Annotated in this window: 12 protein-coding genes and 1 tRNA gene; 4 read left to right on the forward strand and 9 right to left on the reverse strand. The window is 70.8% G+C overall.

What is annotated here, in order from left to right:
• Window positions 1–334 precede the first annotated feature (334 nt).
• The 7 genes from M4V62_RS24900 to M4V62_RS24930 all read right to left on the reverse strand — a co-directional run bounded on the left by M4V62_RS24900 (window position 335) and on the right by M4V62_RS24930 (window position 6,000).
• Entirely contained in the window at window positions 335–796 is a 462-nt protein-coding gene (locus M4V62_RS24900) for a hypothetical protein (protein WP_249589447.1), read from the reverse strand.
• A gap of 63 nt (window positions 797–859) precedes the next feature.
• Window positions 860–1,462, reverse strand: a complete 603-nt coding sequence (gene pth, locus M4V62_RS24905; RefSeq protein ID WP_249589448.1) for an aminoacyl-tRNA hydrolase — start codon at window positions 1,460–1,462, stop codon at window positions 860–862.
• Between the two features lie 135 nt (window positions 1,463–1,597).
• Window positions 1,598–2,191, reverse strand: coding sequence for a 50S ribosomal protein L25/general stress protein Ctc (locus tag M4V62_RS24910; protein WP_249589449.1), 594 nt, complete (start codon window positions 2,189–2,191; stop codon window positions 1,598–1,600).
• A 183-nt stretch (window positions 2,192–2,374) separates the two neighbouring features.
• On the reverse strand, window positions 2,375–3,352 hold the full coding sequence (locus M4V62_RS24915) for a ribose-phosphate diphosphokinase (protein ID WP_249589450.1): 978 nt from the start codon (window positions 3,350–3,352) through the stop codon (window positions 2,375–2,377).
• 119 nt (window positions 3,353–3,471) lie between these two features.
• Window positions 3,472–4,929 (reverse strand): bifunctional UDP-N-acetylglucosamine diphosphorylase/glucosamine-1-phosphate N-acetyltransferase GlmU, encoded by a 1,458-nt coding sequence (gene glmU, locus M4V62_RS24920; protein WP_249589451.1) that lies wholly within the window; start codon window positions 4,927–4,929, stop codon window positions 3,472–3,474.
• A 116-nt stretch (window positions 4,930–5,045) separates the two neighbouring features.
• Window positions 5,046–5,116 (reverse strand) — tRNA-Gln (locus tag M4V62_RS24925).
• Window positions 5,117–5,127: 11 nt separating this feature from the next.
• Window positions 5,128–6,000, reverse strand: coding sequence for a hypothetical protein (locus M4V62_RS24930; RefSeq protein WP_249589452.1), 873 nt, complete (start codon window positions 5,998–6,000; stop codon window positions 5,128–5,130).
• Between the two features lie 167 nt (window positions 6,001–6,167).
• Here M4V62_RS24930 and M4V62_RS24935 point away from each other — a divergent pair, with 167 nt between their 5' ends.
• Complete coding sequence (locus M4V62_RS24935) at window positions 6,168–7,490, forward strand: sensor histidine kinase (RefSeq protein ID WP_249589453.1); 1,323 nt, start codon at window positions 6,168–6,170, stop codon at window positions 7,488–7,490.
• A gap of 35 nt (window positions 7,491–7,525) precedes the next feature.
• Here M4V62_RS24935 and M4V62_RS24940 read toward each other — a convergent pair whose 3' ends face one another.
• Both M4V62_RS24940 and M4V62_RS24945 read right to left on the reverse strand, forming a co-directional pair.
• Window positions 7,526–8,050 carry an SUKH-3 domain-containing protein gene (locus tag M4V62_RS24940; RefSeq protein ID WP_249589454.1) on the reverse strand — a complete coding sequence of 175 codons (525 nt, stop codon included), beginning with the start codon at window positions 8,048–8,050 and terminating at the stop codon, window positions 7,526–7,528.
• A gap of 39 nt (window positions 8,051–8,089) precedes the next feature.
• Window positions 8,090–8,647 carry a YwqJ-related putative deaminase gene (locus M4V62_RS24945; RefSeq protein WP_249589455.1) on the reverse strand — a complete coding sequence of 186 codons (558 nt, stop codon included), beginning with the start codon at window positions 8,645–8,647 and terminating at the stop codon, window positions 8,090–8,092.
• 330 nt (window positions 8,648–8,977) lie between these two features.
• Between M4V62_RS24945 and M4V62_RS24950 the strand changes: the two genes are divergently transcribed.
• From M4V62_RS24950 to M4V62_RS24960, 3 genes are all read left to right on the forward strand, one after another.
• The gene (locus tag M4V62_RS24950) at window positions 8,978–9,964 is read left to right on the forward strand and encodes an SMI1/KNR4 family protein (protein ID WP_249589456.1); all 987 of its coding nucleotides are present in this window, start codon (window positions 8,978–8,980) and stop codon (window positions 9,962–9,964) included.
• A gap of 7 nt (window positions 9,965–9,971) precedes the next feature.
• The gene (locus tag M4V62_RS24955) at window positions 9,972–13,091 is read left to right on the forward strand and encodes an SUKH-4 family immunity protein (protein WP_249589457.1); all 3,120 of its coding nucleotides are present in this window, start codon (window positions 9,972–9,974) and stop codon (window positions 13,089–13,091) included.
• Window positions 13,092–13,488: 397 nt separating this feature from the next.
• The gene (locus M4V62_RS24960; protein ID WP_249589458.1) at window positions 13,489–14,388 is read left to right on the forward strand and encodes a coiled-coil domain-containing protein; all 900 of its coding nucleotides are present in this window, start codon (window positions 13,489–13,491) and stop codon (window positions 14,386–14,388) included.
• The last annotated feature ends 99 nt before the right edge of the window (window positions 14,389–14,487 follow it).

Here is a 14,487-nt window from a genome sequence, read left to right on the forward strand (position 1 = left end):
GCCTTGGCTCGCGGGGCGCGGGGCGGGTGCGTTCGCCGTCGGGCCCGGCGGGGCGCCCCTGTCCCGCCGCTTCGCGGCGGATGTTTTCCCGCCCACCCACCCGATTGCCCCGCGTCGGGTAGGCGGGGCTACCTGGGTGCTTGGGTGGGTGGGTGGGGGAGATCGCCGCGAAGCGGCGGCTGCGGACGATGACAACGCAGCAATCGCAGAGCAGCCCGCCCCTCACCCCCTCCCCGCGCTGCGGGGCAATCGGGTGGGTGGGCGGGAAAGATCCGCCGCGCAGCGGCGGGCTTGAGGCGCCGTTTCAGCCGCCGCGCAGCGGACCCGCGGACCCTCAGAACGCCAGCGTCGCGAAAGACGCCGTCAGCAGCGTGCCGCCCGCCAAGGCCAGGGCCCACGCCGTGCGGGGCAGGCGCAGGCCCCCGGCCACCACCACCGCGGACAGGAGCAGCGCACCGCCCAGCGGCAGCCACGCGTGGAGGAACCCGGGGCCACCCGTGCGTACGACCTCGGAGGTACCCGGCTTCACCGCCACCGGAATCCGCACCCCCTTCTTCTCCGCGATCGAGCGGTCGATCACGACACGCTCGCGTGGCTGGAAGCCGGCGGACGAAGGGGTGTACGGACCGACGCAGGCGTCCGACGTGCACCGCGCGACCCGCATCGTGCCCCGCTCACGCGAATCGCCCAGCATCACATGCTGAGCCGTGCCCCAGGACGCCCAGAAACCCGCGACGAGCAGCAGCGCCGCGAGCACGCCCATGGCCGTCCGGCGCCCCAGAAGCAGCAGATTCATGGCGGCGATCCTTGGCCATGGCGCTGCGCTGAGTCAACAGCTCTCGGCCAACCGCCCAGAAGCTCAGGAGTTGTACGAGCTCTGCGCCCGCTCCAACCCCTCGATCACCAGCGCCTCGGCCGCATCCGCCGCCCGGTCCACGAAGTAGCCCAGCTCCTTGCGCTCCGCCGACGAGAAGTCCTTCAGGACGAAGTCCGCGACCTGCATACGCCCCGGCGGACGCCCGATCCCGAACCGCACCCGGTGGTAGTCCGGGCCCATCGCCTTCGTCATCGACTTCAGACCGTTGTGGCCGTTGTCGCCGCCGCCCAGCTTCAGCCGCAGCGTGCCGTAGTCGATGTCCAGCTCGTCGTGGACCGCCACGATGTTCGCCGTCGGGACCTTGTAGAAATCGCGCAGCGCCGTCACCGGGCCACCCGACACATTCATGTACGACATCGGCTTCGCCAGGACGACCCGGCGGTTCGCCGGACCCACCGGACCGATCCGGCCCTCCAGCACCTGCGCCTGCGTACGCCCGCTGCGCTTGAACGAGCCGCCGATCCGCTCCGCGAGGAGATCGGCCACCATGAAGCCCACGTTGTGCCGGTTCATGGCGTACCCAGGGCCTGGATTGCCCAGACCCACGATCAGCCAGGGCGCGCTGGGGTCCGTCGTCATCTGCATGTCTCCTTCATAGCCCAACCGCCGCCCCGCGCACGGAGCGCGGAGCGGCGGTTGGCAGAGTCGAGCTGAGCCGAAACGGGATCGAGCCCAGCTGAAACCGGATCGAGCTCAGTCGATCGCGACAGCGGTCGAGGCTCAGGCCTCGGCGGCGGCGTCGGCGTCACCCTCGGTGGTCTCGGCGGCCTCCTCGGCCTGCGCGGCGAGCACCTGAAGAACGACGACGTCGTCCTCGACGTTCAGGGTGGTGCCGGCGGGCAGCGGGATGTCCTTGGCGAGGATGGTCGCACCGGCCTCGAGACCGGCGATGGAGACGGTGACCGACTCCGGGATGTGCGTGGCCTCGGCCTCGACGGGCAGCGCGTTCAGCACGTGCTCGAGCAGGTTGCCGCCCGGGGCGAGCTCGCCCTCGGTGTGGACGTAGATGTCGACGTTGACCTTCTCGCCCTGACGGACGAGCAGCAGGTCGACGTGCTCGAGGAAGCCCTTGATGGCGTCACGCTGGACGGCCTTCGGGATCGCCAGGTGCTTCTTGCCGTCGATGTCCAGGGCGAGAAGGACGTTGGACGTACGGAGCGCGAGGTGCAGCTCGTGGCCCGGAAGCGTGATGTGGACGGGGTCGGCGCCGTGACCGTAGACAACGGCCGGAACCTTGGCCTCGCGGCGGATACGGCGGGCAGCGCCCTTGCCGAACTCGGTGCGGGTCTCAGCGGCGAGCTTGACCTCAGACATGTGCACTCCTCGTATGTCGGATCAGAAACGTCGGATGGGGTCGGTTACCCGGCCATGCGACTACTGGCCTGCTACGAAGAGCGCGTCGATAACGGACGACCGTACTTCACATGAGTACGGCCTCCCTCGCCGAGCAACTCGGTGAGTCTACCCGGCGGGGAGGCCGCAGCCCAAAGTGGATCTTTACGCCTGCTCCTCGAAGAGGCTCGTCACCGAACCGTCCTCGAAGACCTCACGCACCGCGTTCGCGATGGTCGGCGCGATCGAGAGCACCGTGATCTTGTCGAGCTCCAGGTCGCCCGGGTCGGGCAGCGTGTCCGTGAACACGAACTCGCTCACCTTGGAGTTCTTCAGACGGTCCGCTGCCGGACCGGACAGCACACCGTGCGTCGCCGTCACGATGACGTCCTCCGCACCGTGCGCGAACAGTGCGTCGGCGGCGGCGCAGATCGTGCCACCCGTGTCGATCATGTCGTCGACCAGGACGCAGACGCGGCCCTTCACCTCACCCACGACCTCGTGGACGGTGACCTGGTTGGCGACGTCCTTGTCGCGGCGCTTGTGCACGATGGCCAGCGGAGCGCCGAGGCGGTCGCACCAGCGGTCGGCGACGCGCACGCGGCCGGCGTCGGGAGAGACCACGGTCAGCTTGTCGCGGTCGACCTTCGCACCCACGTAGTCCGCCAGGATCGGCAGCGCGAAGAGGTGGTCGACCGGGCCGTCGAAGAAGCCCTGGATCTGGTCCGTGTGCAGGTCGACCGTGAGAATGCGGTCCGCACCCGCGGTCTTCATCAGGTCCGCCACCATGCGGGCCGAGATCGGCTCACGACCGCGGTGCTTCTTGTCCTGGCGTGCGTAGCCGTAGAACGGCACGATCACGGTGATGGAGCGGGCCGACGCGCGCTTCAGCGCGTCGATCATGATCAACTGCTCCATGATCCACTTGTTGATCGGAGCCGTGTGGCTCTGGATCAAGAAGCAGTCCGCGCCACGAGCCGACTCCTGGTACCGCACGTAGATCTCGCCGTTGGCGAAATCGAAAGCCTTCGTCGGCACGATGCCGACACCCAGCTTGTGTGCGACCTCCTCGGCCAACTCGGGGTGGGCGCGGCCGGAGAAGAGCATCAACTTCTTCTCGCCGGTCGTCTTGATCCCGGTCACAGCACTTGTCTCCTCAGACGAGTTCTTCCCGCTGCCGAAACCGCGCGTCCCGTGCGCTGAGTCGGCCGAAATGGTGTGCACCTATCACGGTACGCCGTGTCCGACGCACCTGTTTCCGGTCAGCTTCCGCTTGCCGAATTCCTGGACTCCCCGGACGCCGCCTCCGCCGCCCGCGCAGCCGCGCTCCCCGGACGCTTCCGCGCCACCCAACCCTCGATATTCCGCTGCTGGCCACGGGCCACAGCCAGCGAACCAGCCGGAACATCCTTCGTGATCACCGAACCCGCCGCCGTATAAGCGCCGTCCCCGACCGTGACAGGAGCCACAAACATGTTGTCCGAACCCGTCTTGCAATGAGACCCCACCGTCGTGTGGTGCTTCGCCTCACCGTCGTAATTCACAAAGACGCTCGCAGCACCGATGTTGGAGAAATCACCGATCGTCGCGTCACCCACGTACGAAAGATGCGGGACCTTCGTGCCCTCACCGATCGTCGCGTTCTTCATCTCCACGTACGTACCCGCCTTGGCCTTCACACCCAGCCGGGTGCCCGGCCGCAGATACGCGTACGGACCGACACTCGCCTGCTCCCCGACCTCGGAGTCGTACGCGACCGTGTTGTCCACGCGCGCCCCCGCACCCACCCGCACGTTCGTCAGGCGGCAGTTGGGCCCGACCTCGGCACCCTCACCGAGATGCGTGGCGCCCTGAAGCTGCGTACCGGGGTGCACCAGCGCGTCCTGCTCGTACGTCACCGTCGCGTCGATCCACGTCGACACCGGATCCACGACCGTCACACCCGCCAGCATGGCCTGGGTCAGGAGGCGGTCGTTCAAGGTGCGGCGGGCCTCGGCCAGTTGCACGCGGTTGTTGATGCCCGCGATCTCCTCATGATCACCGGCGACGGCGGCCCCCACCCGATGACCCGCTTCCCGAAGGATCCCCAGGACATCCGTCAGATACTCCTCGCCCTGACTGTTGTCCGTGCGCACCTTGCCCAGCGCCTTCGCGAGCAGCTGCCCGTCGAACGCGAACACCCCGGAGTTGATCTCACGGATCAGACGCTGCGTCTCCGTGGCGTCCTTGTGCTCCACGATGCCCGTCACCGCACCGCTCTCGCCGTCCCGCACGATGCGGCCGTAGCCCGTCGCGTCAGGCACCTCGGCGGTCAGCACCGTCACGGCGTTGCCGTCACCGGTGTGCGTCGCCGCCAGCTTCTGCAGCGTCGCGCCCGTCAGGAGCGGGGTGTCACCACAGACGACGATCACGGTCCCGTCCACGGCACCGCCGAGCTCGTCCAGGCCGATCCGGACGGCGTGGCCGGTGCCCTTCTGCTCGCTCTGGTACGCCGTGCGCACGTCCGGGGCGATGGTCCCCAGGTGCGCGACGACCTGCTCGCGGGCGAACCCGACGACGGTGACGAGCCGCTCGGGGCTCAGCGCGTACGCGGCTTCGAGCACATGCCCGATGAGGGAACGCCCACAGATCTCATGCAGGACCTTGGGGGTGGCCGACTTCATACGGGTGCCCTCACCCGCTGCGAGGACGACGACGGCTGCCGGGCTGTTGGCGCTCACGGGGGTGCCCTTCGGCTTCGGATGTGCGGGGAGTGGACATCCGCAGGATACCGGGGCGTTGTGGGGCGGAAATGAGGGCGGGTCCCGACCTTGCGGTCAGGACCCGTGCCGTACTGCTCCCGGGGAAGGAATCGAACCCTCATTCAATGGACCAAAACCATTTGTCCTGCCATTAGACGACCCGGGATGGTTCGTGCGCTATGTCCGATTCTGTCGATCGGGCTGACGCGCGGACAACACTATGCCGTACCAAGTGCCTTCGATGCGACGGTACAAGTCGGCGCCTTGCAGGACTTTGACCACCAGGCAGCCGCGGTAGGCGGCGCCCACGTTCTTGCGGACTGTCTTCGGGTTGTGCTTCTTGAGCGTCGTCTTGTTGAAGGTGGCGCGATCGACGCCGACGAGGTCGGCCCAGTAGCGCTCGGCGGCAGCCACGTCGGCGGATTCGTGGATCATCACCGAGAAGCGCAGGTGTCGGCGCTCCACCGCGAGAAGGTCGAGCCAGGCCAGGTACACCTGGATCATCCCGGGGTCGCTGTTCACGAACGTGACGTTCTCCCGGCGGTCGTACGGCTTGTCCTTGCTGCCCTCGGCCCAGTAGAGGGCGACTCCTACGAGGAGCAGTTCGCGCTCCGACATCTCTCCGACCGACTGAGCGGCTGCTTCCTTTGTCTGCCGCCGTTCCTCGTCCCGCACCGCGAGCTCGTGCTCCCACCGCTTCCGCGCCGCCAGCTTCGCCTGCTCCGACGGATCCCGTCGCTCAGGCTTCGGCAGATCCCGCACCCAAAGCGAGATCGAACCCTTCGAGCACCCCAGCTCCACCTGGATCTGGTCGTAGGTCAGGCCCTGGAGCCGCAGCTCCCGTGCCCGCTCCCGGAGGTTGTCCTTCGCGTTGGGGCGCTTCGTCCACTCCGGGGCAGGCTCGCCGTCCAGGAGGCGGTTCAGGATGTCGTTGTTGTCGAGGTGTAGACGGTCCCGGATCTGGCGGCGGCTCAGTCCCTCCCGCCGCAGCGCGATCGCTCGCTCCCGCAGGTCCTCGAAGTCGGCGTACTTGCCCGTGGTCTCTGTCATGCGACGACCCTCGTCCGGAATGCGGACGTCCGGCCGGAGGCGGTGAGCGGTTCAATAGTTCGAGGGATTTCTGGCTGTTTCGTTTTGCATCGAACAGCGCGTGCGTTCGATCACTGAGCCGGAAACTCGCCGGAAAAGGAGGGCTTGTCGCCCGTAGGCTGGAAGGCATGACCACGACGGGGGATAGCCACAGCGCGGCCGTGAACGGGCCGTGGTGGTGGGAGCGGCGGCGTAGTGCCGTGCTGGATGTGGGGCTTGCGTTGGCCTCGGCCGCGGAGTGCGGGGCCGAGGGGATCACGTTCGCGGGGGATACGGGGGTTCCCACGGGGGTGGGGGTCGCGTTCGGGGTGCTTGCGGGGGCGTCGCTGGTGTTGCGGCGGCGGTGGCCGATCGCGGTGGTGCTGATCTCCATCGCGATCACGCCTGCGCAGATGGGGATCTTCCTGACTGTCGTCGGGCTCTACACGTTGGCCGCTTCTGAATTGCCTCGGCGGATCATCGGGTCGCTGGCCGGGATGTCGTTGGTCGGGACGCTGATCGTGACGCTGGTGCGGACGCGGCAGGACATGGAGAGCGGGGAGCTGGGGTTCGCGGAGGGGTTCATACCGTTCATCGCGATCACGACCTCCATCGGGCTGACGGCGCCGCCGATTCTGCTCGGGCTGTATGTGGGGGCGCGGCGGCGGCTCATGGAGAGTCTGCGGGAGCGTGCGGACAGCTTGGAGCGGGAGTTGCAGCTTCTGGCCGAGCGGGCCGAGGAGCGAGCGGAGTGGGCGCGTAACGAGGAGCGGACGCGGATCGCGCGGGAGATGCATGACGTCGTCGCGCATCGGGTGAGTCTGATGGTGGTGCATGCCGCGGCGTTGCAGGCGGTGGCGCGGAAGGACCCGGAGAAGGCCGTCAAGAACGCGGCTCTTGTCGGTGACATGGGGCGGCAGGCGCTGACGGAGTTGCGCGAGATGCTCGGTGTGCTGCGGACCGGGGAGAGCAGGCCCGCGGTGGGGGGCAGGCACGGGTCGGAGTCCGATGTGGTGCCGTTGGCCGCCGTGGGGTTCGCCGCGGCTGCTGCTGCCTCGCGTGCGGTGGATGAGGACGGGCCGTGCCTGGAGGAGATCGAGGAGCTGGTGGGGCAGTCCCGGGCGGCGGGGATGGCGGTGGATCTCTCCGTGGAGGGTGAGTCGCGTGCGTATGCGGCGGACGTGGAGCAGACCGCGTATCGGGTGGTCCAGGAGGCGTTGACGAACGTGCACAAGCACGCTGCGGGCGCCAAGACGTACGTCCGGCTCGCCCACCGTGGTGCGGAGATCGCGATGCAGGTGGAGAACGAGCCGCCGCCGGAGGCGGGCCCGGGGGATGCCCGGCTGCCCAGTGGCGGCAATGGCTTGGTGGGCATGAAGGAGCGGGTGACCGCGTTGGGCGGTGTCTTCGTGTCGGGGCCGACGGACGCGGGTGGTTTCCGGGTGTCCGCGGTGTTGCCCGCGGCCGCGTAGGCCGCCTTGTCGCCGGTGTGGGCCGCGGGCTTTGCTCAGCCCGCCTTGAGGCGTTCCGGCTGGGTGCCCGATGCCAGGGTGGCGAGGGCTTCGTCGATGTGGGAGCCGAGGTACCAGTCGCCGCTGTGGTCGAGGCTGTAGACGCGGCCCTCGGCGTCGATGGCGAGCAGGGCCTGGGTCTCCGTCTCCTCTCCTATGGGGCAGACCTCGCTGTCGAGGGCGCGGCCGAGGTCGCCGAGGGTGCGGGCGAGGTGGAGTCCGTACAGGGGGTCGAGGTGTACGGCGGCGGGTGCCAGGTGGCGGCCGGGGCCCTGTGGGGTGATGTGCAGTCCGCCGAATTCGGCCCAGGCCTCGACGGCGGCGGGGAAGACGGCGTGCTGGTGTCCTGCCGGTGAGGTGTGGCGGCGCAGGACGTCGGCCCAGATCTCGGCCTGTTTTATGTCCCAGCGTCCGGGGGTCCAGCCCGCGGCGCGCAGGGCGGCATCGACGGGGACGGGGAAGCGGGGTGACGCGGCTGTCTGGGGTGCGGGGTGGTTCTCGGTGTGCTGTTCCGTGTGCATGGGTGGCCCTCGTTGCGGTTCGCGGCTCGGTGGTGGGGGTCAGGAGTCCTGTGTCGTGGGGTCCACGATCCGTACGCCGAAGTGCGAGGTGAGGGCGGTGCACGAGCGGCACGGGCGGGCGAAGCCGCCGTGCAGGGGGTCGCCGTCCTCGCGGATGCGGCGGGTGGTGAGCTTGGCGTGCTTGAGGGCCTTGCGGGCCTCGCCGTTGGTCATGGGTTTTCGGGCGGCCCGTTTGGAGCGGCTCTTGTCGGCCGCCGTGAGGTGGCGCGAGATGAGGATGGCTTCGGCGCACCGCCCGGTGAAGCGCTCGCGCTGGCCGCTTGTGAGGGTGTCGAGGAAGTCCTGTACGAGTGGGTGCAGAGCGGGAGGTTCCTCGCCGCGGCCGGCGGTGCAGGTGAGGGTCGCGCCGCGGACGGAGAGTGCGGCGGCGACGGTGGGAAGTATGCCGTCGCGGCGCTGGCGCAGCGTGGGCGCGTGCGCGGAGGTGCTGCTCCAGCCGACGCGCGGGTCCCCCGCGTCGGTGGGGTTCTCGGCGCTCGCCGAAGGCGCTGTCGTGGCCGCCGTGTGTCCTGCCGTACCGGTCTGTGCCGTGTGCATGGTGGTGCTTCCCTCCCCGCAACTCGCGGTGTGACCGCGTGTGCCACGCCCCCGCGTTGCGGGGACAGCCTGCCAAATGGGGCGGGTGGTGCGGAAGCTGGGGCACCGCGACACGCCCGGCTTTCGTCGCACGGTGACGGTTCGGTGGCTGCTGGTCATGGAACCGGAGGCCCGGTGACCCGTGTCGTCCTTACGCATAGGCTGTCGACATCCGCAGTCTGCGGAACGCAGGACGAAGTACGCACAATCCACGCACAGCGAATCCATGCACAGCGAATCCACGCACAGTGATCCGCAGAGCCATTAACAGTGCCGCAGGGGGCAACCGCCATGACGACAGGTCGGCTGGGGCAGCAAGCCGCGCCGCCGAACGCGGCCTACGCCGGGCAGGTCGTGCACTTCCCGGATCCGGTCCGGGCCACGCGCCATCCCAGGGGTGTGCGTGTGGACGAGCACGGCTATCCGGACTTCTCGGTCTACGCGCGCGCGGCCGCCGAGATCGCCGAGCCCCCGGAGGGTTTCGGCGTCGACGAGCTGCGTCTGACGGACTACGTCTCCGCGAACGCGGCGATGGCCGCGGCGGACCACGACCTGTGGGACACGATTCCGCCGGTGGCGACCCCGCACGGCTGGACCTGGCACCACGTGCCGGGCGGTCGGCGTCTTGAGCTGGTCCCGGTGGAGGTGAAGGCGCTCCTGCGGCATCACGGCGGGCTCGCCACGACGCCGGTGGACCAGAACAAGCGGGGTACGCGTCCGCTCCAGGAGACCCGTCCCGCGCATCTGGCGCTGCCGAAGTCGTCGGTCGCGGTGACCGAGCAGGAGGTCCTCGGCGCCGAGGAGGAGCTGGGCTACCGGCTGCCCGGTGCCTACCGCTCGTTCCTGAAGGCGGCGGGCGGCTGCGCGCCGGTCGGCACGGCCCTGGACGCGGAGCTCGGTCTCCTGATCGACCAGCCGTTCTTCACGGTGCGGGACGAGGCCGCGGTCAACGACCTGGTGTACGTGAACAAGTGCTTGCGCGACCATCTCACCAAGGACTATTTGGGAGTTGGTTTCGTGCAGGGCGGCATTCTCGCCGTGAAGGTCAAGGGTGACCGGATCGGTTCGGTGTGGTTCTGCGCGTACGACGACGCACGGGACGTCTCGGAGACGGACGGCTGGGCGCCCGCCGAGCGGGTGCAGCGGCTGCTGCTGCCGTGCGGTGACGACTTCGACGCGTTCTTGTCCCGGCTGGCGGGGAATCCGCCGGAGCTGGAGACCGTGGCGAACCTGATGGTGGACGGCGGCTTCGCGCGCGCCGTCCCGGTGGGGGAGTGACTTGTCGATGGTGACCTTCGCGCAGGCGCAGGAGCGCGCCGAGGAGTGGATCAACGGCGATGTGCCCGGATACCAGCATCGTGAGGTGCGGGTGCGGGAGTTCGAGCTGGGTTTCGTCGTGTGGGCGGAGGACCGTGAGAACGGTCCGGTGTCCGACGGCGGCCGTCAGCGGCTCGTCATCGCGCGCGACAGCGGCGATGCCTCGCTCTGGCCGGGTCTGCCGGTCGGTGAGGTGATCCGCCGGTACGAGGAGGAGTACGGCGTCCCGGACGCGGCGCCTCAGGATGCGACTCCCGCCCCGCCGGAGCGAGTCGACCTGAATCAGACGTCGTTCCTGTTGAGCCCTCCGGAGTGGCTCCAGGAGGCGGCGGACAAGCTGGGCATCCCGGATCGCAGGGCGGAGTCGGCGAGCAGGGCCGACTCGTCGGCCTCGTCTTCCTCGCCTGCGCCGTCGGCTCCTGTCACGCCCGCGGCACCCGTGGCGCCTGCCGCCTCGGCCGCTCCCGAAGCGCCCGGTGGCGGTACGCCGTGGCCCGCTGCCGGGGAATCGGGTCCGTCCGCCGGGGCCACCCCGTGGGCGGGCACGGACACCAACGCGGATTCCGGCGACGACGACCGCTCGGTGCCCGCGCCCGCGACGGTGTTCGCGCCGCCGTTGGTCGGCGGTGACGACGACGACACTCCGCCGCCCGGTGTGGCGCCGGAGGCCAAGACCGCGCTGATGCATGGCGGGAGCGGCCTTCCGTCGACGACGGTCGCGCCCGCGCTCGACGGCCCGAATCTGCCGCCGCCTCCGGGCGCCGGTGCTCCGGACGCGTCCGCGTACGGCTATCCGCAGGGCCCGGGTTCGCAGGCGCCGCCCGCTCCGGGCACGGCGGCTCCGGGCCCGAATCTGCCGCCTCCGCCCGCCGGTGCCGCGGTGAACATGCCGCCGCCTCCGGGCGCCGGTGCTCCGGACGCGTCCGCGTACGGCTATCCGCAGGGCCCGGGTGCGCAGGCGCCGCCCGCTCCGGGCACGGCGGCTCCGGGCCCGAATCTGCCGCCTCCGCCCGCCGGTGCCGCGGTGAACATGCCGCCGCCTCCGGGCGCCGGTGTTCCCGACCCGTCCGCGTACGGCTACCCGCAGGGGGCGGCGCCCGCCGCGGCTCAGCACTCCGTGCCGCCCGGTGCCGGGGACATCGCCGACGCCGCGACCAGCAAGGCGCAGCCGCCGCGGGGTGCCCGTGGGGGCGGTGCGAGTACGCCGCCTCCGCCCAGCGCCCCGGGGACCCCCGGCATGCCGCCCGGCATGCCTCCCGGGAGTACGCCGCCGCCGTCCGGTCCCGGTGCTCCGGGCACCCCGGCGGGCGGTTACGTCCCGACGCAGCTCGTCTCCGCGCTCGGCCCCGACGGACCTCAGCCGCCCGCGGCTCCTGGTGCGCCGCAGCCGCCGGCTCCGCCGAACGCTCCCGGCAGCACTCCGCCCCCCGGTGGGGGTGTCCACCATGCGGCGACGATGCTGGCGGACCCGAGCCTGGGCGGTCCTGGTGGGATCAAGCCGCCGGGTGCTCCTGGCGCTCCTGGTGCGCCGCAGCCTCCTGGGCCGCCCGGTGCTCCGGGTACGCCTCCCGGTGGTGTGCACCATGCGGCGACGATGCTGGCGGACCCGAGCTTGGGTGGTCCGGGTGGGATCAAGCCGCCGGGTGCTCCTGGTGCTCCGGGTGCTCCTGGTGCGCCGCAGCCTCCTGGGCCGCCCGGTGCTCCGGGTACGCCTCCCGGTGGTGTGCACCATGCGGCGACGATGCTGGCGGACCCGAGCTTGGGTGGTCCGGGTGGGATCAAGCCGCCGGGTGCTCCTGGTGCTCCGGGTGCTCCTGGTGCGCCGCAGCCTCCCGGTCCGCCCGGTGTTCCTGGTGCGCCGCAGCCTCCTGGCGCTCCTGGCGCTCCTGGCGCCCCTGGTGCTCCCGGCGGTGGCGTCCACCACGCAGCGACGATGCTGGCCGGGCCCGCTGTCGGTGGCCCCGGTGCGCCCATGCCGCCGCAGGCCCCGGGTGCTCCTGGCGCTCCGGGTGCTCCCGGTGGCCCGGGTGTTCCCGGCATGCCGCCTCCGGCGCCGGGCCAGCACCAGCCCGCCCCCGGTCAGCCCTACGGCTACCCGCAGCCGCCCACCGGTCAGCCGACCGTCGGCCCCGGCTACCAGGCCGTACTCCGCTACCGCGCGCAGGACGGCTCCGAGCAGCAGCTCATCCGCCGCTCGGCGCCCGGCACCCCGCACCCGGAGTGGCAGATCCTGCACGAGCTGCGCGGCATGAACGTGCCGCCGCAGCAGGTGCTCGAACTCCACACCGAGCTGGAGTCCTGCGAGCTGCCCGGCGCGTACTGCGCCCGGATGATCCGCGAGACCTGGCCGCAGGCGCGGATCACGAGCATCGCCCCGTACGGCAGGGACCACGCGTCCCGGCAGGGCGGCATGCAGCAGCTCATCGCGCACCAGGCCGAGTTGCACCAGGTCGCCGACGGTCCGGCGCGCCCCGCGCCGGTGCGCGCGGCGCTGCCGCAGGTGCAGCCCGCGCCGCCGATCCCGCCGGAGGGCGTGGCGCAGGAGCTGGTGGGCGCTTTCGGGCCCGGCATCTTCCGCTTCGACCAGCGGGCGGTCTCCCGGCAGGGCGTGCCCGACCTCGTGGCGCACACGCTCGTCGTGGCGGGTCTGCCCGTCGACTTCGGCCCGTTCTTCTGGGCGCAGGCCCAGCCGGGGCGGCCGGTGCCGACGCTCGCCGAGACGGCTCAGGAGCGTGGGGTGCAGCCGGCGTCGGACGCCGGTTCGTACCTCGTCATGGGCAGCGACTTCGGCCGCGCGATCTGCGTCCAGTACGGCACGGCGAACATCGTCGCCGTGCCGGTGGAGGCGGGTCCTGGCGGGGCGCCGGTGCCGCCGCAGTTCGTGAACACGGGCCTGCCCGAGTTCGCGCGCTGCCTGGCGCTCCTTGGCCGCATGTGGCGGCTGCGGTTCGGGTTGAACCAGGAGCAGGCGGGTCGCTGGACGGTCGACTTCCAGGGGCAGCTGGCTGCGCTTGATCCGGCGGCGTTGGCTTCGCCGGAGAGCTGGTGGTCGGTGCTTCTTGAGCAGATGTGGGACGGCCTGCTCTGATCTCGCCCCTGGGCGGGGCAGTGTAGGTGTGCGAGGCGCTTGACCCCCTGTGCGGGGGTCGGGCGCCTTGTGCGTTTCCGCGCCGCCGGGGGTGCCGTCCCTGTGCCGCCGCTTCGCGGCGGATCTTTCCCGCCCACCCACCCGAGCACCCCGGGGTAATCGGGTGGGTGGGCGGGGAAAATCGCCGCGAAGCGGCGGGCTTGGTGCGGCTGCCAAAGCCGTGCCCGTCGCCCTCCGGAGGAACAGCACCCCTCGATTCCGACTTCCGGCAGGAATAGCGCATCCTTGAGCGGATGAGATGAGCGGAGTGTCGCGTTATGAGCACTTCCGCTTGATCCATCAAGATGTGCGCCAATCGCGTAATACGCGCGTGGCGCGTCGGAGGAGGGATTCCAGGATGAGCAGCGGTGCAACGGCCTCGGAGCACGGCTTCGTCTCCGTACGCGGACGTGGCTACCGTCCCGAGCAGGTGGACGCGTACGCCCTCGATCTGTCCCAGGACCGCGACGGCGCGTGGGAACGCGCCGCCCGGCTCACCGTCCTCGCCAAGGAGATGGAGGCGGAGGCGGAACGGCTGCGGGACGTGGTGTCGCGCCTCGCCCCTCAGACGTACGAGACGCTGGGCGAGCGCGCGCGGAACATCCTCGCCCTGAGCGAGGCGGAGGCCGTGGCCGTGCGGGCGGCGGCCGATGCCGACGTGCAGCGCGTGACGGAGTCGGCCGACGCGGAGGCGCGCGAGGTCCGTGAGGCCGCCCGTGCGTACGCCGACGAGATCCTCGGCGAGGCCGACGAACGGGCCCGGCAGCGGCTGCTCGCCTGCCGCGCCACCGCGGACGAATCGCGGATCTCGGCCCGCCGTGACGTGAAGGAGTGGCGCGGCGAGGCCCTCGCCGCGCTGCGGGAGATGCGGGAGCGCAGTGCCGCGCTCCTGGAGGAGCAGGAGAAGGAGCAGGCCGAGCGCTGGGAGGCCGCCGAGCGGGAGATCGCCCTGCGGGAGGCCGAGGCTCAGGCGCACGAGGCTTCGCTCGTGGCCGCCGCCGAGGCCCGCCTGTCCGAGGCCAAGCGGGCCTTCGCGGAGGCGGAGGAGTCCGCTCGGCACGGGCAGGAGGACGCCGAGGCGCGGGGTGCGGAGCTTGTCGCTGCCGCGGGGGCGCGGGAGGAGGGGATCGCCCGGGAGACCGAGCGGTTGTTGCGTGAGCATGGTGAGGAGTGGGACGAGGTGCGGGCGCACATGGAGCATGTGCGGAGCAGTCTCGCTGCGCTGACTGGGCGGGCTGCTGCTGAGGGTGCCCCCTAGCTCTGGGCGGGCTTGTTCAAGGCCGCCGCTTCGCGGCGGATCTTTCCCGCCCACCCACCCGATTACCCCGCGTCGAGTTCCCTTGGGTGGGGTCGTCGT

This window comes from Streptomyces durmitorensis (assembly GCF_023498005.1).
GTDB classification, from domain to species: Bacteria; Actinomycetota; Actinomycetes; order Streptomycetales; family Streptomycetaceae; genus Streptomyces; species Streptomyces durmitorensis.

Excerpts from the sequence above, each read along its gene's own strand:
- M4V62_RS24940 (WP_249589454.1), bottom strand. The coding sequence starts at position 8,050 with ATGCACACGGAACAGCACACCGAGAACCACCCCGCACCCCAGACAGCC.
- M4V62_RS24930 (WP_249589452.1), bottom strand. The coding sequence starts at position 6,000 with ATGACAGAGACCACGGGCAAGTACGCCGACTTCGAGGACCTGCGGGAG.
- M4V62_RS24900 (WP_249589447.1), bottom strand. The coding sequence starts at position 796 with ATGAATCTGCTGCTTCTGGGGCGCCGGACGGCCATGGGCGTGCTCGCG.
- pth (WP_249589448.1), bottom strand. The coding sequence starts at position 1,462 with ATGCAGATGACGACGGACCCCAGCGCGCCCTGGCTGATCGTGGGTCTG.
- M4V62_RS24955 (WP_249589457.1), top strand. The coding sequence starts at position 9,972 with ATGGTGACCTTCGCGCAGGCGCAGGAGCGCGCCGAGGAGTGGATCAAC.
- M4V62_RS24960 (WP_249589458.1), top strand. The coding sequence starts at position 13,489 with ATGAGCAGCGGTGCAACGGCCTCGGAGCACGGCTTCGTCTCCGTACGC.
- M4V62_RS24935 (WP_249589453.1), top strand. The coding sequence starts at position 6,168 with ATGACCACGACGGGGGATAGCCACAGCGCGGCCGTGAACGGGCCGTGG.
- M4V62_RS24910 (WP_249589449.1), bottom strand. The coding sequence starts at position 2,191 with ATGTCTGAGGTCAAGCTCGCCGCTGAGACCCGCACCGAGTTCGGCAAG.
- M4V62_RS24950 (WP_249589456.1), top strand. The coding sequence starts at position 8,978 with ATGACGACAGGTCGGCTGGGGCAGCAAGCCGCGCCGCCGAACGCGGCC.
- M4V62_RS24945 (WP_249589455.1), bottom strand. The coding sequence starts at position 8,647 with ATGCACACGGCACAGACCGGTACGGCAGGACACACGGCGGCCACGACA.